Consider the following 22,817-nt stretch of genomic DNA (forward strand, 5'->3'; position numbering starts at 1 on the left):
GCCTTATATCAGTGCGTTACTTAGCGAGGCGCTCCAGCACCTGGCGAATAACGCGTTCCACGTTTTGTTCGTTGATTTCACCTTCCATGCTGGCGGCGCCTGCGCTGGCGAAACGGTCATCGTTGCCTGCAGTGCGCGCTGGCGCGGCGCTGGCCGGGGCGTTGAAACGCACGTCATCAAGAATGCTGCGCTGCGGATCGCTCGCCGGAGTAACGATGGTCGGCTGGGGTTCAGGGCGGCTGCCCGGCGCGCGCAGCTCGTCAATCGAACGCACGCCATAGCCGACTTTGCGGATATTGAGCAGGTTCATCGGGCCGACGTTGTCGGAGCTGGAGCCGCCGCCGACCGCGCCGCAGCCGAGAGTCAGCGCCGGAGAGATGTTGGTGGTCGCGCCGATCCCGCCGAGCGCCGCCGGAGTATTAATCAGAATGCGGTTGACCGGTTTTTCGAGGCTGAACTGGCGGATGACGTCCTGATTACGGGTGTGGATCACCAGCGTATGGCCGAGTCCTTCGTTGGTCAGCAGCTCCACCACGCGGTGGCAGGCGGCTTTCCAGTCTTCTTCCACGTACAGGCCGAGTACCGGGCACAGTTTTTCGCGCGAGTAGGGGTTTTTCGGCGATACGGTGGTTTGCTCGGCGATCAGCACTTTAGTGCTGGCCGGTACGCAGAATCCCGCCATCTGGCTGAGGTATAGCGCGGTTTTGCCGACCACTTTCGGGTTGATGGTGCCGTTCGGGCGCAGCAGCAGCGCCGCCATTTTCGCCGCCTCATCTTCATTCATGAAGTAGACGCCCTGCGCTTCCAGCTCGCGGTGAACCTCGTCGTAAATGCAGCGTTCGACGATAATCGACTGCTCAGAGGCGCAGATCACGCCATTATCGAAGGTTTTACTGGTGACGATATCTTTCACCGCGTGGTGGATATCGGCGCTGCGTTCGATAAACGCCGGGCCGTTACCCGGGCCGCCGCTGATGGTCGGGGTGCCGGAAGCGTAGGCCGCCCGCACCATGCCTTCGCCGCCGGTGGCGAGGATCAGCGACACGTCTTTGCTGTGCATCAGTTCGGAGGTGGCTTCGAGCGTTAACTGGGTGATGCCGTCAACGCTGCCTGCCGGGGCGCCGGCCGCTTCTGCCGCGCGTTTGACGATTTCAATCGCCTTCCAACTGCACTGACGCGCGCCCGGATGCGGGGAGAAGATAATGGCGTTGCCGGCCTTGAGGGCGATCAGCGCTTTGTAGATAACTGTAGAAGTTGGGTTAGTTGAGGGGACCAGCGCGCAAATCACGCCGAGCGGCACGCCCACGTCCATCACTTTTTTTACCGGGTCGTCATGAATGATGCCAACGGTCTTCATATCTTTGATGGCGTCGTAGACGCGCAGCGAGGCGAAACGGTTTTTCAGCACTTTGTCCTGCCAGTTGCCAAAACCGGTCTCTTCCGCGGCCATTTTCGCCAGCGCTTCGGCGTGGTGCGCTGCTTCCTGGGCCACGTTTTTCACGATGGCGTCGATTTGCTGTTGCGAAAAGGTGGCCAGAATCGCCTGCGCCTTTTTGGCGTTGCGCACCAGTTCCCGCGCGTTCTGCCGGGATTGCAAATCGTTATCCAGTTCAATCATGAGTCTATCCTTCATCAGACGAAAAGAGTGGAGACGGGGCGCGCCCTGTCAGGTCATGCTTTGTGCTGCGCCGCGATTTTTTCGATGTCGTTATGTGGACGCGCAATGACGCGAGAACTGACGACTTCGCCAATGCGTTTCGCCGCTTCCACGCCGGAGTCGACCGCCGCGTTGACCGCGCCGACGTCGCCTTTCACCATTGCGGTGACGAGGCCGGAACCGACGTTTTCATAGCCGATAAGCTCGACGTTGGCGGCTTTACACATCGCGTCCGCGGCTTCAATGCAGGCCACCAGACCTTTGGTTTCGATAAGACCAAGCGCTTCTTTCATCAGGATTCTCCGTTAGTCCGCAATCTTGTAATGCGAGACGATTTTGTTGATGTCGTTATGCGGACGGGCGATAACCAGCGAGGTCACCACTTCGCCGATGCGCTGCGCCGATTCCACGCCGGAATCCACCGCCGCTTTCACCGCGCCGACGTCGCCTTTCACCATCGCGGTGACCAGGCCGGAGCCGACGTTTTCATAGCCGATAAGTTCGACGTTGGCGGCTTTACACATCGCATCCGCCGCTTCAATGCAGGCCACCAGACCTTTGGTTTCAATCAGACCTAATGCATCACCCATTTGCGTTCTCCTGGCCTTCAGGCCTTGTGTTTAATGACGATTTTGTTGATGTCGTTATGCGGACGTGCGATGACCAGCGAAGTCACCACTTCGCCGATGCGCTGCGCGGATTCCACACCGGAATCCACCGCCGCTTTCACCGCGCCGACGTCGCCTTTCACCATCACGGTGACCAGGCCAGAGCCGACGTTTTCATAGCCGATCAGTTCGACGTTGGCGGCTTTACACATCGCGTCCGCTGCTTCAATACAGGCCACCAGACCTTTGGTTTCGATAAGCCCCAATGCATCACCCATCGTGATTTCCTCCAGAACAGGTTTTGTTATTCGGGAAAACCGTCCGCGTAACGGCATCAACACGCGGAAGCGGCGTTCGGGGTTCACTATAGGGAATGGGGAAAGAAGTGAAATTTAAATCCGTGGAGATGAATATTTTAGGTTTTTACTCTGTGATTTAGCCTTATTTAGGCTTCTATTTATCTGTTCGTTCTGTTTTGTGCGTGTTGATTTTTATGATGATATGGCGCTTTTTTAGGCTATTTATCGGAGAGAGGTGAATGTTAATAAGATGCTAATTACTTGCCAGCAGGCGGTAATATAGCCATGTGATAATTGTGGGTATGCTCATGTTTTGGCGTCGAAGCTAAATGCAAAACGTGCGCTTTTAGCATCGTGGAAAGAGGGGGCAATAATGGCGCGTGAGCGAGGGCGCATTTTCCTCGCGGCGGTACAGGGGGGGACGGGTTAGTTAAGCGTGCTGCCGGACTTCAGCGTGCAGATGTAGAGCGGCGAGTTGATAGAACTCAGCAGGATAGCTTTGTCGTTAAGCTTCTGCGCGTTGAGGAACAGGCCATCGTGGCTGTCGGACATCTCGCGCATGAAGTAGTCGAAGATGACATTCGGCGATTCGTCGATGGATGAGGCGCTGGATTCCCATTTTTTAATGCGGTAGTGGCGTTCGGTTGCCGAGATGCGTTGGCTGGTGTAGCTGAATTTGACGTAGCGCTGCAGGTAGAGCCAGCCGGCGGCGGAGTCGGTATAGCCTTCCACCACCATCGAACCGTTGCCGTTGGCGGCAAAATTAAAATGAATATTGCCGTTCACATTCTCTTTTTCCATGTTCTCAAAACGCATGATCGCTTTGGTGGAACAGCTCATCACGCCGTCGTTGGCATCCGGCAGCAGGCGCCAGGCGCTAAAACCGGCGGCGGCGATAAACGCGAGGGCGGAAAGGGCGAAAAAGGGGCGGGGCGCGAGTCTCATTGCGGCTTCCAGGAGTAGTAAAAGTAGTTATCGCAATAGCTAAATGGGTTGTCTTCGTGCATCGCGCAGTGGGCGAGAAATACCCGGCCCAGGCCGTTAGTCTCCAGCCGGTCGCCGTAGAAGAAAACGAAACGCTCCCCCGGCTTGCAGCTGAGCTTCAGCCGCTGACGCACCTCATCAAAATTCTTACCGTAGGCCGTGGCGGAAACCGAACGCAGCATTTCATCGCTGGCCAGCAGTTCGCACTGGCTGTGGCTCATCAGCGTCAGATTGATTGGCCGGGCGACATGGGTGCCGGCGAGACTAAATGCCACCAGCAGCAGGGCGATGAGCAGCAGACAGCCGCCGGCCAGATACCAGCACATACCGCGCGCATGTAGAGAAGCGGTGGGCGGCGTTGGCGCCGCAGCGGGGGCGGCTTCATCAGGCGTATCGCATGTGAGAACGGCATCGGCGGGCGTCGGCTCGGCGTCGAGCGGTTCGATGCTGAGATCCTGATTCAGCTGCAGCATGCCGCGCGACACGGTGACAATAATGTTATCGATATCGTAGTGGCGGAAGGTTTTGCGCAGCATGCTCAGGTATTGATTGAGATTGCTGTTGGATGAGGTTAAGCCGTTATCGTCCCAGACCTTTTTCAACACTTCATCGCGACTGACAACGCCGGTATGGCGAAGAAAGAAATAGAGCAGCGCGTTGGCGGTAATGGATAGCTGACTATCCGGCTCATTGCCGCCCGGTAATGTTAGGGTGCCGTCCGTTGCGTCATAAATGAGACGGGCATTGATGTTGTAGCGCATCGCGGCCTCACTCTACTCGCTTCACGCGGGAAGCGTCATTTTTGTCAGATCGTTTACCAGCGCCTGGCGGTGTTCGCTGCTCATGGTGCGCCCTTCGGTCAGTTCCGATAACCAGATGCCGTCGGCGGCGTAGCGCACCAGCGTGCCGGTCGGGCCGTTGTCGAGCGCATCGCCCTGCGCCAGATGATCCAGCATCCAGTCGCGCCAGCATTTTCGCAGCACCGGTTCGTCCGGCATCGCCAACGACAGCACCATCAGCTGGCGGCTCTCGTGGGTATCCGTCAGCTCCGGGTTGGACAGATAGCGCAAATAGGCGCGGGTAAAGCGTCCATAAGCGATGTTATCGGCGGCCATCAGCTCGCTAATCGCCTTTTCCATAATCGCCAACAGCCGGGCGAACAGGGCGAAAATCAGCGCCTGTTTATTGGGAAAATGGTGCATGAGCCCGCCTTTGCTGACACCAGCTTCGCGGGCGACGGCGTTTAGCGACAGGGCGGCAATACCATCCCGACCGGCGATCATCGCTGCGGATTCAAGCAGTTGACGATGCAGACGGACGGGGTCTTTTTTACGATGCTGGGCTTCCATGTTCATGGCCCGAATCATACCGACCAGACGGTATGATTATTCTTGATCGCTATCAATATGAGAGGGCGCTTCGGACGGCGGGATGTCGTTATTGCGTGGAGGCTCACAGATTGACAGTGACCTTCAGCAGATCAGGAAGTTAGCGCGTGCGGTAATAGTGGCCTACACCGCACGCGCGGGAGGATTAATCGACCAGTTCCTTGACGATGTTCATCAGAGCATGGACATCTTGCGGGCGGGTATTGCCGCTTTGCGGATCGATAATGGAACTATAAATATGCGGCATGACCTGCGCGACGCCGGCCTGCAGGCAGGTTTGTAGAATCAGCGCAAAGTTATCGAGATCGATGCCCCCGGTGGGCTCAATCAGCGTCATACCGTTTTCTACCGCGCTTTGGGCGAGCGCTTTCAGCTCCGCCAGCGACTTTTCGCCGCCCATCGGGAAAAATTTAGCCGCATGCGCGCCCATATCCTGCATCATTCTGACCGCCGCATCGCAGGATACCTGGGCCGGAATGCCCTGGGCGCTGCGCACGCCGGTGGAGATGCGTACTTCACCGGGCGTGCCGCTGGGGCTGACCAGCGCATTAATAAAGGTCTGCTGGCCGCCGGTCGCCGCCAGCTCCCCGGCGGCAAAACCGCTGCCGGTGAAGGTCTGGTTGACGTGAGCGGGGTGGACCTGCGCGGCGATCATTGCCGCTTTGTAAAACTGCGCCGGATCGCCGGCGCCGAGACCGACGGAAATAGAAGGCACTTCCGCCATCCAGCGGCGCACTTCTGCAACACCTTGTTCGACGCTGGTAAATTGCGCCGAGAGTACGCCAATCACCGCGTGCCCTTCAGCGGCGTCATAGATTTCCCGGGCGTTGGCGATGTCCTTCGCCAGCACGTTAATCGCCACCCGCTGGCGATAAAAGTTAATCCGCTGCATGCTGCGTAATCTCCTGTAAGCGCGCGACGATGAGCGACATTTCTCCTTCGCCGACGGTGCGAGGGTCAAGGCTAAAATGACCCTCATGCAGATAGTAGCGGCGGGCGTAAATAGCGATATCGCCGCCGCGTAGCTGGGCTTCAACCTCACGGGCGCTCAGTCCCAGTTCATTGGCGTCGATGCTGACCCGAATGCGCCAGATGGCGCGCCCGGCTTCATCCTGCTCGATTACGGCGCGCAGGCCGCGTAGCGCGGATATCGTTTCGGCGTACGGGCGCAGCGCGTCGGCATCAGGCGCCGGCGCCGCCGTCCGGTAACGGTCCAGCGCGTAGACGAGACCGACCATATTCTCTTTGCCGATTTTCATCGCCCGCGCGATGCCGTGGTGTTGGGCTTTACAAGCGGCGATCCAGTTGCGCTTGCCGCTAATAAAGCCTGAGGTTGGGGCGTTAAAGGCTTTCGCCCCGCTGTAGATAACCATGTCCGCGCCGCTGGCGACCCACTGGCGCAGATCTTCTTCGGCGGCGGCATCGACGATCAGCGGCAGATTATGCTGGCGGGCGACCTGCACGAAATCGTCAATACCGAGCATCCCTTTTTGCACGCAATGGTGGGATTTCACATACAGTAGCGCCGCCGTGCGTGCGTTCACCGCGCTCTCCAGCTGCCAGCGTGCCGCCAGATTGCTGGAGCCGACTTCGACAATGCGCCCGCCGCCGAGGCGGATAGCGCTGGTGATTGGTGCGCCGTAATCGACATTATGCCCGCGCAGTATCACTATCTCGTTCGGCCACTGGCTGCTGTCCGGCATCTGCGCCACCTTTTCCGGCTCGCCGCGGGTGATCGCCGCCGCGACGGCGATGGCGATACCGGCGGAGGCGCAGGAGGTGATATAGCTGTCTTCCGCGCCGGTGTGGGCGGAAACCAGTTCGCCCGCGCGGTCGGTTAATTTATCGATTTCGACGAAGGCTCCCGCCGCCTGCGCGGTGGCCTGCATCACTTGCGGGTCGACGGCGGACACGCCGAGGATGGTCATTTTGCCGCAGGCGTTAATCACCCGTTTTAAGCCCAGTTGCTGGTAGATATTGCCGTTCATGATTTACAGCACTCCCAACAGCGAGCAGACGATGCTGATAGCGACTATCGACAGTAAAATGGTGGTGTAGCGCGGCCCTTTTTTCAGTAAGTAGAAATAGATAGCGAACACCGCCGCCAGCGGCAGCAGACCGGGGGCTATCGAGTCGAGGATCTGCTGGACCACCACTTCCGAGCCTTTAAGCGCGCTGATTTTCAGCGGGGTAGTGATTTTGACATAGCTTGCCGACAGCGCACCCATCATGATGAGACCCAGTACGTTGGCGCCGTAAATCAATTCTTTAATTCGCCCCCCTTGCAGCAGGCCGATAATGGAGTCACGGCCCAGGGTGTAGCCTTTATGCACCAGCCCGTAGCTTATCGCCATGGTGATCGCCGGGTAGAGGATCAGCGGGGCGATCCCGCCGAACGCGCTGCCGCTGGCGGCGAAGGGGATGAAAATCGCAATCAGCAACGGCATCACCGCGGCCCAGATAATCGAGTCGCCCATCCCGGCCAGCGGGCCCATCAGGCCGGTTTTTATCCCGGTGATTGAAGCGTCGCTGATCGGCTCGCCGCGGGTTTTCTGCTCCTCCATGGCGATGGAGATACCCTGGATAACCGAGCCGAAAGTTTGCTCCGAGTTAAAGAAGTTCAGGTGGCGTTTGAGCGCCTCGGTCTGCTCCTCTTTTTCCGGGTACAGCTTTTTGATAATGGGCGTCATTGAGGCGCAGAAAATCAGGCTCTGCAGACGTTCGTAGGAGCTGGATACCTCCGCCCCCAGCCAGTAAATCAGCCAGGCTTTGGTGATATCGGCTTTGCTCAGCGCCTGGGTTTCGCGGGCGCGTTCAACCAGTTCATGTTCCATTACATCGCTACTCATCATGCAGCTCCTTCATTTTTGGCCAGGCCTTTAATCAGGAAGGCGACGCAGGTACCGAAAATCGCCATCGCCATGATGTCCACCTTCAGGTAGAGCACCGCGAAAAATCCGCCGATAAACCACGGCAGCAGGCTCTTTTTGCCGATCACCATGATGGTGATGGCAAATCCCAGCGCCGGCAGGATACCGCCCATAATTTCAAAGGAGTGGGTCAGCCAGTGCGGCATCAGTTTGAGGAATTTTTCCACTACGCTTTGGCCAAAGTAGTTGGCGGCGAAGACCACCGGGAAGCGCAGCACCAGCCCCAGCAGCGCCGGATAGATAAAGGCGCAGCGCATGATGCCCGCCATGTTGGCGCTTTCGGCGTGTTTGTCGGCCATGTGCACCCACGCGGCGTTGAGCGTGCGGCGCAGCTGATCGAGGAATACCCCGATGACGCCAAACGGGATCGCCAGCGCGATCGCCAGGTTGGGCTCCATCCCGGCCTTCACGGCGATCGGAATGGCGATACAGGCGGCCAGCGCCGGGTCCGACGGCACGTTGCCGCCCGGCGTGGAGGTCACTCCAAGATAGACCAGCTGCATACCCGCGCCGATGATCATCGCGGTTTTCATATCGCCCAGCAGCAGGCCGACGAATACTGCGATCACCACGGGTTGCAGCAACATGGCGGAGAAGGTATAGCCTAAACGTAATCGGGCGAACCAGTAATACAACCCCATCAGGCTCGCAAAAAGTAAGGTATCCATAGTTTTTTACCTTTTTATCAACTGGTTAGAATTTTTTCAGGATGTCGTCCAGTGACTGTGGTTTATCTTCCGGGATGGTCTGAAAGAACACCTGAATGCCGCTATCCTTCAGAGCGCCGAGGATGCCGACATCTTTTTCATCAAGGGTGATGTTCTGGAACACGGCCTTGCGGTTCGGCCCGCCGCCCAGCCCGCCAACCTGAATCGTCTGCACGTCAAAGCCCAACTGGACGGCTTCCTGAATGGCCGATAGCGACGGGAATAGCACCAGCACATTGCCATCGCCGAGCTGATTCTCTTTCCAGGCGGCGGCGAAGCTGGCGTTGCTGTAACAGTCGACTTTGATGTTCGGCGGCGCGGCCATTAAATAGATATTTTTCATAAACGGATCGGCATCCAGCTCGTCGCTGACCACGGCGATACGATTGGCCTGCGACTGGCCGACCCATTTGGTGACGACCTGACCGTGGATCAGACGGCTATCGATACGACATAAAACGATTTTTGCCATGATGGGCTCCTTAAGAGGTTAACTGGTTCACGTGGGCGACAACGTCGCGGCAGCTGCTGCGTCCTGCTTCGACCAGCGCATTAACGCAGCCGGTGAGCGGGCCCTGCTCGCGCAGATCCAACGCCTCCAGCAGCAGCGAGGCGTTGAGCCCGCAGACGACGGCGATGGGGTAATCCGCGCTCAAGCGCGCGGCGACGTTGGAGGTAGTGCCGCCGAGAAAATCGGTCAAAATCAGCGAGCCTGCCGGCATCGCCTGCACGGCCGCTTCGACGCGCTGATAAAACTCGCCGAGGGTATCGACTGGCATAAGCGCGATTTCGCTGACGCCGGCGATTTCGCCGGTCACCATGCGCAGACTGTCGCAAAGTTGCGTGCCCCAGCCGCCGTGCGTCAGCAGCAGAATCTGGGGTAACTGGGTGGTAGGTTCAGTGGATGACAAAGTGGCCTCCTGGCGCCGAATCGTTGACGCACTAATAAGAGCAAAGCGCGTGCCACAATTTGTGTCATCTACCAAAGAGGAAAAGGCTGGCGGGCCGCAAAGCCGCGCCAGAACAGGCGTTAACTAAATAATAATTCGTAGATATAAATGTACTCGGCATCGGATAAACGGATGGCATAGGCCTCTTCAACCGGCTGGAAAGCCGATTTGATGACACTAAATGCCTGAGCGTCCATATCCGGCCGCGTTTCCAGCGCCATCTGTAACGGTTTACGGTTAATCACGATACGCTCGACCATACAGCAGCAGTGGATCAGAAAGCGTAGTGTCACCTGGCGGTTAGGCGCGATGGCCAACGCGTTCCTGAGATGGTTCAGGATCCCTTCCATTTCTTTTAATATGCGCTGCGGATTGAGCACCGAAATATGGTTGATAATGCTTTCCATGGTCAGGGCGCTGATAAACCGTGAAGCGCTGCGCTCCATCTCCAGACGACGTTCACTGCTGGACAGATTGGGAGTCAGCAGGCTGAGCACCAGCTCCGGTCCCTGCTCGGAAAACAGCTCCTCCAGCGAGATAAACGGGATATCGGGCAGCCCCGGCTGGAATGTCCCGACAATACCCGCCAGCCGTTCATGCGCCCTGATCGCCTGCTGCAGGCGCTCCGGGCTGCGAACTTCGTTGTAATCGAGGATAACCATCCGGGTATCCTGCGACATCAGCTCGCCAAAGCTCTCCTCCAGCACCTTTTTGATTTTTTCTGCCGTACCCATGCCGGTAATGCAGGAGATCACCAGCACCTTGCCGGCGTTCTCCTGCTGCGGCGTGCACAGCTGGCTGGCGATGCCTTTTTCCTGCATCAGATTGACCAACCGCGGCAGATCGCCGGTTTCGTAGCTGAGATCGAGACCGATCTCCAGCAGGCTGGTCAGGGTGATATTCGGCATCAGCAGGACATCAATCTGGAACAGTTTGCTGATGGTGCTACCGAAATGAACCAGCGATCCGATGTCTACCATCAGGATCAGCCGCTGCCAGCCTTTGCTGTGGATCAACTGGATCAGCTTTTCCAGCGTATCGTGCACCGATTGTTCGAACGGCATGTCGATAGCGTTGAACAATTCGCGCTCCAGCACCCGATTGACGTACTGCGCCATGCTGGTGGCCGTAGTGGCGCCATGGGCAATGAGGATCGCCCCGCAGTCCGGGCTGGCGTTGATGCGTTGGCGGTAATGGCGGCACTCTTTGAGGAACAGGCACAGCCAGACCACCTCGGTGGCCGGGCACTGGATATGCAGCAGATCGTTGATCTTCTTGCACAACAGAGTGGCGTTATCGTATTCATCTTTGCAGCGATCGAGGATCAGACTCGAAGAGTATAACTGCGGGATCAGGCCGCGTTGTACGTAGCTGATGAGAGCGAGAAAGTGTTTACGCAGCGGGTTGACCAGGTTTTCCGGCAGGGCGAAGCCGAGTACCTGCTCAACGTAACCGATCAGCAGATCCACCCGCTCTTCAATCCGATCGCCATAGCGCGGGGCATGGCTGGCGTTATCGCGGCTATAGAGGCCATATTCAAAAATCGAACTGAGCTTATTTTTAAGGATCGCCAGCGTCTCGGCGGGCGGCACGTTGCTGTTGCGCAGGTTAACGTACTCGCGGGTCAGGAAGCTGTAGAACAGGTCGCTCTCCTCGACGCTGTCATCGGCCGCTGAACTTTTCAACTGCGGAAGAGTACGGGCATCGATGTTTAGCAGGGGACGGCCGTTAAACAGCGCATCGACCAGCTGTCGTTGCTCCGGCGTGGCATTGATCGGGCCGTCCGCCAGTTTGCTATCCAGTAGCAATACTTCGTTATGGGCCGCCATCCCCGAGGCCCATGCCTGGGCGCACAAAAACTGGATATCGCTTTTGAGCTGGCCGATATTGCCCTCCAGCGGCTTGTTCAGCAGCCACAGCAGCAAGGGTTTATCTACGCTTACCGTGCGTTCGATCTTGCGGCTTTCACGTTGTAAAAAGCCGATGATCAGTTCGATCTGCTCTTCAACTGAACGCTGGCGGATGCCGGGTAAATCGATAGCGACCTGAATACGCCGCTGAAAGGTACGTAATAGCGATGAGCTGACGGGCTCGGTGGTGGCGCAGATCAGACGGACGGCGATATTGCGCGCCGGACCACTGGCGCCGAGCGGGCGATATTCGCCTTTATCCAGCAGCGAAAAGAGCTTTTCCTGCCCTTCATAGGGCAGGCGATGCACTTCATCCAGCAGCAGATAGCCGCCGTCGGCCTGTTCGATTAGCCCGCTTTTGTTTTCCGTCGCCCCGGTAAAGGCGCCCTGACGGTGGCCAAAGAGATGCGATGACAGCAGCTCCGGGTTGTTGGCGTATTCCGCGCAGTTGAAGTAGACCAGCGGCGGCCGTTTTTCACCGGCATGCTCGCAGGCGTAGCGGTGCATCAGCTCGGCAAAAAAGGTTTTACCCACGCCGGAAGGGCCGGTCAGCAGGACGTGCAGCCCGTGGGGATACAATACTGCGGCTTTCCCTTTTTCCACGGCATCGTGCAGGCTGCGATCGTGGCCGATCAGCATGGCGAACGGATCGACAGCCTCATTGTTATCTTGCGGCTGCGGCAGGAGATCGGCGAGAGTCGCCGGCTCGCGTTCGCTTTCCGTCAGCGTACGGTCGAGCAGCGTTTCCGTCGTCCGGCGATGTAAAAAGAACACCGGGCGGCCGCGCGTTTTAATCACCAGCCCGTCACTCCACAGCTGATTGAGATCTTTACTCACCGAGTTGCGCGCCAGCCCGAGGTTAAAGCCGATTTGCTCTGCGGTGAAGGCGTTCGAGCCCCTGGCTAAATCCTCCAGCGTCACGGCCTGGCTCAGCCTCTCCAGCTCCCGCAGTACTATCTCAATACGTCTCATCTCGTTACCGGGTTGTTCAATGTCGATAGTTGAGAACATACACTATTACGCGGCGTCAGAAAGAGACCGGGGGCGAAGTTGGCGGCCATAACGATATCTACTGAGTGTCCTTTCACTGCCACAATGGTGGTTTAGGGTGGGATTGGATATGGTTAGCGCATCTCACCGGAGGAACAGATATGTTGAGCGGATTAAATCATCTGACCCTGGCGGTCAGCCAGCTGGCGCCGAGCGTGGCGTTTTATCATCAGCTACTTGGCATGACGCTGCACGCGCGCTGGGATAGCGGCGCGTATCTTTCCTGCGGCGATCTGTGGCTGTGCCTGTCGCTGGATCCGCAGCGGCGCGTCACTCCGCCGGAGGAGAGCGACTACACCCATTATGCCTTTAGCATCAGCGAGGCGGATTTTGCCAGCTTTGCCGCCCGTCTTGAGGTCGCTGGCGTAGCGGTATGGAAGCTAAACCGTAGCGAAGGCGAATCGCACTATTTCCTCGACCCCGACGGCCATAAGCTGGAATTGCACGTCGGCAGCCTCGCCCAGCGCCTGGCCGCCTGTCGCGAGCAGCCGTATAAGGGGATGGTGTTTTTTGAGGATGAGTAAGTGGCAGCTGGGAACCTGTAGCCCCGGTAAGCGCAGCGCCACCGGGGAGAATAAACTATGCCAGCTTCTGCTTTTGCCCGACGATGGCGTCGATTAACGCCTGTACCTGTTTTTGCTTACGCGCCGACAGCTTGCTGACCTGACGCAAAGCGGCGGTGAGCTCCGGCTCTGTTGGTTTGGCGGTAATCACGATACAGCCGTTCATCACCTTGAGATCCACTGCGGTACCGGTGGCAAAACCTGCCGCCTCCAGCCACTGACCCTTCATGGTCAACGCCGGAATACGCTGATAATCAGGATGACGAGTCGCATAACTCACGGTTAATTGACGACTAACGGCCGGGGAGACTTCTGGATCGGTGAATTCTGCAATAGAATGCGGGGTAGTCATGATGGCTATTCTCCGAGAATAGTGGTTGTGATTAGCGATGTGGTCGTGTTGCAGCACGGCCACACCGCGTTAAATAACACCTGTAAATCTACCCAGTAAATAAAAATAAAGCCAGCTAAAAATGGACAATAATAAAGGTGTTACTGGAAATATAAATACGGGGATTAAATTGAAGGGAAATATAAAGTAGGCCGGATAAGCAAAGCGCCATCCGGCAATGAAATTAGTGCAGCGTATGACTATGGTGCTGCTTAAAATTCTCCGCCTGCGCCAGCACGCCCATATATACATCATCATTCGCCACCGGCGGGAACTTGTGTTTGTGCAGCAGCAGGATCAACTCCACCTTCAGTTTCGCCTTGATATCATCACGCTTGCTCCAGTCCGGATACTTCGAGGTATTATCGACCACCGCCTTCATCTCTTTCGCCAGCGCCAGCATCTTGTCATCCTCATAGGTGAATTGATACTTATCGCGCATATGCGCCAGAATGTCGTAAAAAGCTTTCTCTTCGATATCAATCCCCATTTCGGCATAGGTACCCATTTCGGTTTTAATATCGTAGATAATATCGGTCATTTCCTGACTGAAGGTATCGAACTCTTCACCATTGAGAACATCATCCTCCCGGCGTTCGTTATATTTATCCATAATTGACTGGAAACGGCGGGTGAAATTGATCCCCTGAAGCTGGTTGATCTTTTTAAAGTCGCTAATGGCTTTTTCCAGCAGCTTTTGCAGCAGCTGAATTTTGGTTGCCGGCAGTTTGATCTTATTGATACGCGCCAGATAATCGTCGTCGAAAATATCGATCGACTCCGCTTTTTTGTCGCCAAGGAAAAACAACTCTTCCACGCCGTCGGCCTTCAGCGCATCGGCAATCATCTCGCGTACGCGGGCGTTCATTTGGGTCACGTCCGGTGCGTCGCCTTTGGTCAGCTTGAAGACGATGGAGCGCACGGCAATATAAAAGTGAATGTAGTCGCGCTCGGTCTGCGAAAGCGCTTCGCTGCCGCAGCAGACGTCGTAGGCCGCTTTCAGGCGCTTCACCAGCCCCATAAAGCGGCGCTCTGTCTTCTGAGTGCGCATGACAAACTCTGCCGCCTGATTCAGGCAGGCCAGCTGCGCCTGCGGTTCTCCTGTGAAGTAAGCCCGGCTGTCGAAGTCGTGCAAAACCTGCGCCAGCAGTTCGAGATGGTTTTTCACCTCAATCACTGACTGCTGGATATCTTCAAAGTTAGTGGCGTCAATGCGGGAATACATCGCCAGCGCCTGGTTCATCTGGCGCTTAATGCCGATATAGTCGACGACCAGCCCTTTACTTTTGCCTTCCAGCTTGCGGTTAACGCGGGAGATGGTCTGGATCAGGTTATGCTTTTGCAGCGGCTTATCGATATAAATGGTGTCCAGCTCCGGCACGTCAAAACCGGTCAGCCACATGTCCACCACGATGGCGATTTTGAAATTCGATTTGTCGTTTTTGAACTGTTTATCCAGCTCTTTGCGGTACTCTTTGCTGCCCAGCAGATCGTACAGTTGTACGCTATCGTCTTTGCCGCGGGTCATTACCATCTTGACCATTTCGGATGGCGGCAGTTCCTTCAGCTCCTGCTCGGTAAGCTCTATACCGTCTGGCGCTTGTTTCACCTCAAACCATGCCGGACGAAAGTCTTTTAATTGACGATAGAAATCCCAGGCAATTTCCCGGCTGGCGCAGACAAACATCGCTTTACCTTTCACCGTGGAGCCTTCGGCGACGCGCTTTTCATAGTGTTTAGCAAAGTCTTCCGCCAGCGCTTTCAGGCGGTCTTCATCACCGAGAATGGCGTTCATAGTGGCGCTGGCTTTTTTGCTCTCGTCGATTTGCCACTCGTTGGTGCCCGCATTGGCGCACTCTTCGTAATACTTTTCCACCTCTTCCAGCTTGCGGGCATCGAGGATGACCTTCGCGGCGCGGCCTTCATAGACGATGCGCACGGTGATCTCATCCTGCACGGATTCGGTCATGGTGTAGCTGTCGACGATGTTGCCAAAGACTTCCATCGTGGCGTCGATAGGGGTACCGGTAAAGCCAACATAGGTAGCCTGTGGCAACGAGTCGTGCAGATATTTGGCGAAACCGTAAGTTTTGCGCACCTTGCCGTTTTCTTTATCGACGATCACTTTCTGATCGAGGTTGACCTGGCTGCGGTGCGCTTCGTCGGAAATACAGATGATATTGCTGCGCCTGGAGAGCAGTTCGGTATCTTCGGTAAATTTATGGATAGTGGTCAGGAAGACGCCGCCGCTGTTGCGACCAGCCAGCTTCTCCCGCAGATCGTCGCGGCTGGTGACGGGCACCACGGTGTCGTCGCCAATATAGTTTTTGGCATTGCACATTTGCGCCGAGAGCTGATCGTCCAGATCGGTGCGATCGGTGATCAGCACGATCGTCGGGCTGGCGAACTCGACGCTTTTCATCAGCAGGCGGGTTAAGAACTGCATGGTGTAGCTCTTGCCGCAGCCGGTCGCGCCAAAGTAGGTGCCGCCCTTACCGTCACCGAAAGGTTTACGCGCCCGTTCGATGCTGTAGTACAGCTTGCGCGCCGCATAGTACTGCGGGTAGCGGCAGCAAATTTTTACTTCGTGTTTGGCTTTATCCGGGAAGCAGATAAAGTTTTTGATCACGTCCAGCAGGCGGACCGGATGAAACAGCCCCTGAATCATTGAGTGCAGGGAAGGGATGCCGTCCTGCTCGCGGTTCTCATTGCCGGTAACTTTGCGCCAGGAGTAGAAATACTCGTACGGCGCAAACAGGTTGCCCATGCGGTTATTGACTCCATCGCTGATAATGCACAGCGCGTTATAGACAAACAGCTGCGGAATATCGCGACGGTAGCGGGTGCAGAGCTGCTTATATGCATCGCCAATATTGGCTTCCTGCTCGCGCACCGCGCTTTTAAATTCAAAGACCACCAGCGGCAGGCCATTAATATACAGAATGGCGTCCGGGATACGCGGCTGGTTTTCTTTGCCGGAGATAGTCAGTTGATTGACGACCTTAAGACGGTTCAGCGGCTTGACAAGATAGGTCGCCGACGGTTCTGCTGCCTGTTGCAGCGGAACCTCTTCGGCATTGAATAATTCACGTAGTGCCGCAGAAAGATGCCGGGTATCGAGCAGTTCGATATAGAGATCTTTCTGCTGACGATCGTCGCGTTTAAACAAGAAACCATTCGCCAGCCAGGCGCAGAAGGTTTTATTGCTTTCGTAAAGATCGGAAGCGGGCAGCGTGGTGAGCTGCTTAATCAGCCGCTGGATTTCCGCTTCGGTGATGCCGTCAATCTGATAGCGAGAGGCGAGATAGTGGCGAAGATCGTCTTCGATAATCACCTGATCGAGGCTTGAACGCGGCACATCATCGCCGATCAGGTGCTGATAGCCCTGTTCCTGTAGCAGTTCGATAATGGCTTGTTCTAACTTCGCTTCACTGAATGAGAGATGCATATCTCGCTCCGGCCCTGGCTGTTTTTCTGGTAAAGGTTCCTGTAACGAAAGAAAACCTTACCAGAAAGCCCCTGATTTAACAGGGGCAAAATGCATTAAGCGGGTTCGGTTTGGGTTACTAAATCCGGGAGATCCTCCAGGGAGAGCTCGCCGGAGATAAGTTTGGGGAGCAGGGTGTCGCGGAGGGCGGTTAAAGTATTATTTTCAGCTGTATTAGAAAACCAGTTCATAAATAATGGGGCTACATTATCTTCAAATATAGAAATTATCGCATTAGAGGGACGTGTAAATTTTGTTGAGGATATTATAAGTTTATTAAGATTCTGTTGCGCTGAGCCCGTAGCTTTTGATGCTAATTCATATGCTTTATCGCTGACAAAATTATAGACATAGAATGGATATTTTTCTGAATACAATCCACAACATGCTTGGTTGGCTGTCATCTTATCGCCAATAAGACACACTTCTCCCGCAGTTGCACCGTACATTGCAACAACGGTTGTATACTTTGCCCATAATTTCGCTGAGCTATTTAGTAATCCAATATCTGTGATTTTTTCTTTTGTATCTAATACTATTTTTCCTTTCACTTCGCCAGATGAAAGCCATTTTATTGTACCTTCATTCCAGAATGATGTTTCCTTTCTTGAAGGTGTTCCCCCACTCTGAATCAAATCACAGAATGAATCGAAAGTCACGCTCTCCCACCCCTTTGGTACCCAACCCAGCTCTGTTTCTTCAAATTCAGCCGGGAACAGAGCACGAATATCCGCCGGAAGTGGTTTGAAATCTGCACTATTGCGGACTTTTTGACGCAGTTTGGCGCGAGATTGCAGCGCTTCCGGGATTGAGTTTCCCGCATCCAGCACGTTATCAATCACCGGGTCGAAATCCACAAACCAGGATTTGAACAGGGTTTGGGACATTTGTTCTAGGGTTTGGTTGATTGCTCTTGATAGTGCTATTTTTTTATCAAGAGAAAGTAGGGTATTTGCTATCTTTTTTTGTGTTTTACGGTCGGGATAACTTATTTCTAGCCGACTAATCATTTCATTATTGAGACTAGCTCGGGTGGACATTGTAGAAAAGGCAAGCATGCCCTGTCTAAATATAGGGCTACGCAAATAATAACCAACATACTCTGGCTCTAATTCAGAAGATTCCTTCGGGCGCAATCTTTTGCAAAAGCCATTGAACGTGGCATCAGCATAATCTTTTAATGCTACAGAACTCATACCTAGTTCATGCATCGTTTCGCTTGTGCGAGTAAGAAAAACATCACCGCGTCTTACTGAGCAAGTGGCTCTTTCTTTATCAGTACTCTGCACTAATTGCGTAAGTGAGTCAGGTAGGAAATAATTATAAAAAATATCCTTAAAGGATAAGAACGGGTAACCCGTGCCAAAGTCTTTAGCTGGCTTGGAAAGACCTGAGCTAATAATGTAATGGTCGGTTAAAAAAGATGTTTTCCACTTACTCCCCATAACCCAGCGCCTCCAGGTTCTGGCGAATGGCTTTATCCAGTTCTTCCGCCTGCTTCATCTGCGCAAACAACGTCTGCGACAGCTCGCGCATTTTGGTTTCAAACGCCACGCCGTCGTCCTCCTGCTCGGCGGCGCCGACGTAGCGGCCCGGGGTCAGCACATAGTCGTTAGCCTTGATCTCTTCAATAGTCGCGACCTTGCAGAACCCGGCCTGGTCTTCGTACTGCGCCAGCTTGCTGTCGCCGCGCTTAACGCGTTCGGCCAGCTCTTCCGGCGTGCTGCGCCAGGCATGGTAGGTATCGGCGATGGTGGCGATATCCTCCGCCGTCAGCTCTTTGGTGGTGCGGTTGATCATGGTGCCAAGGTTACGCGCATCGATAAACAGCGTTTCGCCCTGACGGTTACGATAGCCTTTGGCTGGATCGGCCGCTTTCGACTTGGTCATAAACCACAGGCACACCGGGATCTGGGTGGTGAAGAACAGCTGGCCGGGCAGGGCAATCATGCAATCGATCAGATCGTTTTCGATCATCTGCGCGCGGATCTCGCCTTCGCCGCTGGTGTTGGAACTCATCGAGCCGTTCGCCAGCACAAAACCGGCGGTGCCGTTGGCCGACAGCTTGGAAAGCATATGCAGAATCCAGCCGTAGTTGGCGTTACCGGTCGGCGGCGTACGGTAGCCAGCAAAGCGCGGATCTTTGGTCAGCTCGGCGTCGTTACGCCAGTCTTTCAGGTTAAACGGCGGGTTGGCCAGAACATAGTCGGCTTTCAGATCCGGGTGCTGGTCGCTGAAGAAGGTGTCCGCCGGGCGTTCGCCGAGGTTGGCGGAAAGGCCGCGAATGGCAAGGTTCATCTTCGCCAGCTTGTAGGTGGTGGCCGTCAGCTCCTGACCGTACAGGGCGATATCACGGCTTTTCCCCTGATGACTTTCGACAAACTTCACCGACTGGACAAACATCCCCGCTGAGCCGCAGCAAGGGTCATAAATTTTACCCTGGAACGGTTCGAGCATTTCGGTCAGCAACGTCACCACGCATTTTGGCGTATAGAACTCGCCGCCGCCTTTGCCCTCGGTGGCGGCAAACTTGCCGAGGAAATACTCGTACACGCGACCGACCAGGTCTTCTTTCGACAGCGCTTCGACGTCGGTTTCGTGGGCCAGCGTTTCGATGTTATCGATGGTGTCGATAAGCGACGCCAGCTTCTTGGTTTCCAGATTCTGGCGGCTGAAGTAGTTGTCCGGCAGCGCGCCTTTCAGCGTCGGGTTGCGCTTCTCAATGGTGGAGAGCGCAGTATCAATGCGTACGGCGATATCATCCTGCTTGGCATTTTGCTTGATGAACGTCCAGCGCGCCTCTTCCGGCAGATAGAAGATGTTGTCCTGCTGATAGAAGACTTCCATTTCAAGGAAATCGCCCTGTCCCTCGTCTTTCATCTTCTGACGGCGGGCTTCAAACTTATCGCTAATAAATTTGAGGAACACGAGGCTCAGCACCACGTGCTTGTACTCGGAGGATTCCACGCTGCCGCGAAGCTGGTTCGCGGTATCCCATAATGTGTCTTCAAAGCCTTTCTTTGCTTTGGCTTTTTTAGTTGGTGCTTTGGCCATGATGAACTCGTTCTGGAAAAATTTGCTGGCTATTGTAACGGTAAAAGCGGTGAAGTTCGCCCTCTACTCAATCTCCAGCTCATCAAACAGCTGTAAGTCTACGTCGAGCAATTCAACGGCATTACTGCGTCTGATCCCGACGTTGTTTTCAATCAACAGTTCCAGCAGGCGATCGCCGTCGATCAGCGTAATCGGCGCGGCACCGGGGAATAACGCCGCTTCTGTGCATTTTGCCGCAAATTTTCCGGTGGTGATAAGCGTGCCGCGAATGGCTTTGTGGTAGGGCAATGCGCCGCGCAGCTGATCGATAAACGGGCGGGTAATGGTATTTTGCATCCGCTTCACCTGCACCACTTCGGTAATGGTGGTGATGCCAACCTGCACTTTACCGACCACATCCACGCCTTTATCGCCGGAGGCTTTGGTCACTTCGACTTGCTCATAGCCCATCGCTTCCAGCAACTGAGCCACCAGATGTTCAAACTTGTAGGGATTCATCGTGGAGATCTGTTCACGCAACAGCTCTTTTTGCTGTTGATTGTAGCGCTTCACTGCATCCAGAAGTTCTTTGCGCGGGTCGGTTTGCCGTTCTGGCAGCGCTTTGCCAAGCCACTTTCTTCCTGCTTCGGTGATCTTGTAGCTCATGCCTTCACGAGTAATAAGTTCGCGCTCGACCAGATTGTAAAGCCGGGCATAGAGCGTTGTTTTAACTGAACTTGGAGAGGCGAATTTAGAGTGCTGATGCAAGAAAGCCTGCCATTCCGGAAGCAGATCGGCGCGCCGGGCCTGTTCGCGACCGGCGAGCAATTCCAGTAGCTGCAGCATGCCTTCAATATCGTCCAGTTTACGCAGCGTCGCTTCATCGTGAGCGAGGAATAAGCGTCCCTGTTCACTGGGATGCCAGCCACCATCCTCATCGGTCTGCATCAAATCGAATAGCGGATTATTGATAAACATATAACAGCCATAGCTGTGGCGGGGGTTAAGTATATGGTTATCGGTATTCCAGATTTGCCAGGCTATTTTGGCATCTTCTCCGCTTAGTCGTTCCTTAATCCAGTGGTCCGGTTCTGACCAGTCTACCGGGTTCTACGGGGTGCCGGTCTGTTCCTGAATGGCGGAGATCATATTACGGACCGATTTTACAGAGCATCCTGTTACGGCTTTCATCATCGCTCGGGTTTGGTCGTAGGTCGGAAACAATGGCGTGATGACTTTATAATTTCGCATGGCAATTCCTTCGCTAAAGCAATGTACGGCATCATGCCATTTTATAAAGGCTTATGGCGGGCCGGCTATCACTAAATCCGTTAAATTTCATTCTATTGCTTGCCTGGCTTATGGTAAGTGTGTTTATCCCGGAGGCGGCGCTTGCCGCGCCTTGTCCGGGCTACCGGTTCGTAGACGGTGGGGACACCAGAGCCTCACTCCATTGCCACTTTCACCGCTTCCCCCAGCTTGACCATCACCTCTTTATGCTTCTCGATCGGCGGCAGGGCGCAGTTGATCCTTAAGCAGTTGCGATACTTCCCGGATGCTGAAAACAGCGATCCCGGCGCGACCTGGATCTTCAGCCGACACAGCTGCTTGGCGACGCAGACCATATCCACCTGCTCCGGTAGCTCGACCCACAGCATAAAGCCGCCTTTCGGCCGGGTAACGCAGATGCCGCAGGGGAAAAACTCCCGCAGCCAGCAGGTATAGATCTCCATATTACGCTGATAGATCTGCCGCATCCGCCGCACGTGGCGGTGGTAATGGCCTTCGCGAATAAAGTTACAGGCCGCCAGTTGGGTTGAAGGGACGTTAGTGCCGCTGGCGGCGTACTTCATCTGCAGCAGACGATCGTAGTAGCGACCGGGGGCAATCCAGCCGATGCGCAGGCCGGGGGCGATGGTCTTGGTAAACGAGCTGCAAAGTATCACCCGACCGTCGATATCCCATGAATGAATCGTACGCGGGCGCGGGTATTCGGTCGCCAGCTCGCCGTAAATATCATCCTCAAAAATCACGATATCATGGCGCTGGGCAAGAGACAGCACCGCGCGTTTGCGCGCGTCAGGCATGATGTATCCCAGCGGATTGTTGCAGTTGGGTACCAGAATTACCCCTTTAATTGGCCACTGATCCAGCGCCAGCTCTAAGGCCTCGATGCTGATCCCGGATTCCGGATCGGTTGGGATCTCAATGGCTTTCAGCCCCAGGCCGCGTAGTATTTGCATGGTGCCGTAGTAGCAGGGGGATTCGACGGCGACGATATCGCCGGGATGACACACCGACAGCAGCGCCAGCGATAGTGCGCTGTGGCAGCCGCTGGTGATCAGTAGATCGTCGGCGGTGACGACCGATCCGCCGTCGAGCATCAGGCGGGCGATCTGTTCGCGTAGTTCGCGACGCCCGGCCAGTTCGTCGTAGTTGAGCACTTCGCTGAGGTTGTGCTGAATTGCCCGGCTGAGTTCGCGCCAGATAGGCTTAAGACTAGGCTGGGTGACGTCCGGCGAGCCGCCGCCGAAGGTAATGATTGATTTATCATTGCGCGCATCGAGCATGGTCAACACCTGGTCCCACTGGGTGATCTCCACCGGGCGCTGCACCGGGCGCGACATCGGCGGCACCGGCGCTTGGGCTTTGCGCGGGGCGACGAAATAGCCGGAGCGCGGCTGCGGCACGATCAACTGTTGCTGTTCCAGCGTCTGGTAGGCCTGCTGAACGGTACTGATGCTGACGCCATGCTCCTGGCTCAGGCTGCGCACCGACGGCAGCTTTTCGCCCTGGCGATACAGCCCTTGTTCGATACGCTCGGCCAGCAGGCTGGCCAGATGTTGGTAACGGGTCATGC

General features: G+C 55.4%; 20 protein-coding genes and 1 pseudogene. 1 reads left to right on the forward strand and 20 read right to left on the reverse strand.

Annotation, left to right across the window (positions count from 1 at the left end):
- Positions 1-16 precede the first annotated feature (16 nt).
- The 14 genes from PGR10_RS17830 to dagR form a co-directional block, all read right to left on the reverse strand.
- Positions 17-1,618 carry an acetaldehyde dehydrogenase (acetylating) gene (locus PGR10_RS17830; RefSeq protein WP_042896103.1) on the reverse strand — a complete coding sequence of 534 codons (1,602 nt, stop codon included), beginning with the start codon at positions 1,616-1,618 and terminating at the stop codon, positions 17-19.
- Between the two features lie 53 nt (positions 1,619-1,671).
- Entirely contained in the window at positions 1,672-1,950 is a 279-nt protein-coding gene (locus PGR10_RS17835; RefSeq protein WP_004146125.1) for a BMC domain-containing protein, read from the reverse strand.
- Between the two features lie 12 nt (positions 1,951-1,962).
- Positions 1,963-2,247: a BMC domain-containing protein gene (locus PGR10_RS17840; RefSeq protein WP_002442227.1), complete on the reverse strand. Its 285-nt coding sequence runs from the start codon at positions 2,245-2,247 to the stop codon at positions 1,963-1,965.
- Positions 2,248-2,264: 17 nt separating this feature from the next.
- Positions 2,265-2,543 (reverse strand): BMC domain-containing protein, encoded by a 279-nt coding sequence (locus PGR10_RS17845; protein WP_012542984.1) that lies wholly within the window; start codon positions 2,541-2,543, stop codon positions 2,265-2,267.
- Between the two features lie 447 nt (positions 2,544-2,990).
- Positions 2,991-3,509, reverse strand: coding sequence for a FidL-like protein (locus PGR10_RS17850; protein ID WP_015368469.1), 519 nt, complete (start codon positions 3,507-3,509; stop codon positions 2,991-2,993).
- On the reverse strand, positions 3,506-4,309 hold the full coding sequence (locus PGR10_RS17855; protein WP_430923878.1) for a winged helix-turn-helix domain-containing protein: 804 nt from the start codon (positions 4,307-4,309) through the stop codon (positions 3,506-3,508). Before PGR10_RS17855 ends, PGR10_RS17850 begins: the two co-directional genes overlap by 4 nt.
- A gap of 21 nt (positions 4,310-4,330) precedes the next feature.
- Positions 4,331-4,915: a TetR/AcrR family transcriptional regulator gene (locus tag PGR10_RS17860; protein WP_015704263.1), complete on the reverse strand. Its 585-nt coding sequence runs from the start codon at positions 4,913-4,915 to the stop codon at positions 4,331-4,333.
- Between the two features lie 166 nt (positions 4,916-5,081).
- Positions 5,082-5,828 (reverse strand): 2-dehydro-3-deoxy-phosphogluconate aldolase, encoded by a 747-nt coding sequence (gene dagF / locus PGR10_RS17865; RefSeq protein WP_430923879.1) that lies wholly within the window; start codon positions 5,826-5,828, stop codon positions 5,082-5,084.
- Complete coding sequence (dgaE, locus tag PGR10_RS17870) at positions 5,815-6,924, reverse strand: D-glucosaminate-6-phosphate ammonia lyase (protein ID WP_308958284.1); 1,110 nt, start codon at positions 6,922-6,924, stop codon at positions 5,815-5,817. The genes dagF and dgaE overlap by 14 nt, the downstream gene beginning before the upstream one ends.
- Positions 6,925-6,927: 3 nt before the next feature.
- Positions 6,928-7,788, reverse strand: a complete 861-nt coding sequence (locus tag PGR10_RS17875) for a PTS system mannose/fructose/sorbose family transporter subunit IID (protein WP_162182316.1) — start codon at positions 7,786-7,788, stop codon at positions 6,928-6,930.
- The gene (locus PGR10_RS17880; RefSeq protein ID WP_015368463.1) at positions 7,785-8,534 is read right to left on the reverse strand and encodes a PTS mannose/fructose/sorbose/N-acetylgalactosamine transporter subunit IIC; all 750 of its coding nucleotides are present in this window, start codon (positions 8,532-8,534) and stop codon (positions 7,785-7,787) included. The genes PGR10_RS17875 and PGR10_RS17880 overlap by 4 nt, the downstream gene beginning before the upstream one ends.
- 25 nt (positions 8,535-8,559) lie before the next feature.
- Positions 8,560-9,045, reverse strand: a complete 486-nt coding sequence (locus PGR10_RS17885) for a PTS system mannose/fructose/N-acetylgalactosamine-transporter subunit IIB (RefSeq protein WP_315712487.1) — start codon at positions 9,043-9,045, stop codon at positions 8,560-8,562.
- Between the two features lie 10 nt (positions 9,046-9,055).
- Positions 9,056-9,484 carry a PTS sugar transporter subunit IIA gene (locus tag PGR10_RS17890; protein ID WP_015368461.1) on the reverse strand — a complete coding sequence of 143 codons (429 nt, stop codon included), beginning with the start codon at positions 9,482-9,484 and terminating at the stop codon, positions 9,056-9,058.
- 119 nt (positions 9,485-9,603) lie between these two features.
- Entirely contained in the window at positions 9,604-12,405 is a 2,802-nt protein-coding gene (gene dagR / locus PGR10_RS17895; protein ID WP_430923880.1) for a transcriptional regulator DagR, read from the reverse strand.
- Between the two features lie 179 nt (positions 12,406-12,584).
- Here dagR and fosA point away from each other — a divergent pair, with 179 nt between their 5' ends.
- Positions 12,585-13,007 carry a FosA5 family fosfomycin resistance glutathione transferase gene (gene fosA, locus PGR10_RS17900; protein ID WP_087858271.1) on the forward strand — a complete coding sequence of 141 codons (423 nt, stop codon included), beginning with the start codon at positions 12,585-12,587 and terminating at the stop codon, positions 13,005-13,007.
- A gap of 55 nt (positions 13,008-13,062) precedes the next feature.
- Here the strand turns inward: fosA and symE are convergent, their stop codons facing one another.
- The 6 genes and pseudogenes from symE to PGR10_RS17930 all read right to left on the reverse strand — a co-directional run bounded on the left by symE (position 13,063) and on the right by PGR10_RS17930 (position 22,815).
- Positions 13,063-13,398, reverse strand: coding sequence for an endoribonuclease SymE (gene symE, locus PGR10_RS17905; protein ID WP_126034200.1), 336 nt, complete (start codon positions 13,396-13,398; stop codon positions 13,063-13,065).
- A 223-nt stretch (positions 13,399-13,621) separates the two neighbouring features.
- Positions 13,622-16,885 carry a type I restriction endonuclease subunit R gene (locus tag PGR10_RS17910; protein WP_213292798.1) on the reverse strand — a complete coding sequence of 1,088 codons (3,264 nt, stop codon included), beginning with the start codon at positions 16,883-16,885 and terminating at the stop codon, positions 13,622-13,624.
- Positions 16,886-16,980: 95 nt separating this feature from the next.
- Positions 16,981-18,369 carry a restriction endonuclease subunit S gene (locus PGR10_RS17915; RefSeq protein ID WP_430923881.1) on the reverse strand — a complete coding sequence of 463 codons (1,389 nt, stop codon included), beginning with the start codon at positions 18,367-18,369 and terminating at the stop codon, positions 16,981-16,983.
- Entirely contained in the window at positions 18,359-19,978 is a 1,620-nt protein-coding gene (locus PGR10_RS17920; protein ID WP_430923883.1) for a type I restriction-modification system subunit M, read from the reverse strand. The genes PGR10_RS17915 and PGR10_RS17920 overlap by 11 nt, the downstream gene beginning before the upstream one ends.
- A 63-nt stretch (positions 19,979-20,041) precedes the next feature.
- A pseudogene (locus PGR10_RS17925) lies at positions 20,042-21,208 on the reverse strand (restriction endonuclease).
- A 194-nt stretch (positions 21,209-21,402) separates the two neighbouring features.
- Complete coding sequence (locus PGR10_RS17930) at positions 21,403-22,815, reverse strand: PLP-dependent aminotransferase family protein (protein ID WP_213317801.1); 1,413 nt, start codon at positions 22,813-22,815, stop codon at positions 21,403-21,405.
- Positions 22,816-22,817: the final 2 nt, after the last annotated feature.

The sequence above is a fragment of the Klebsiella sp. 141198 genome, from assembly GCF_050600785.1.
GTDB classification, from domain to species: Bacteria; Pseudomonadota; Gammaproteobacteria; order Enterobacterales; family Enterobacteriaceae; genus Klebsiella; species Klebsiella aerogenes.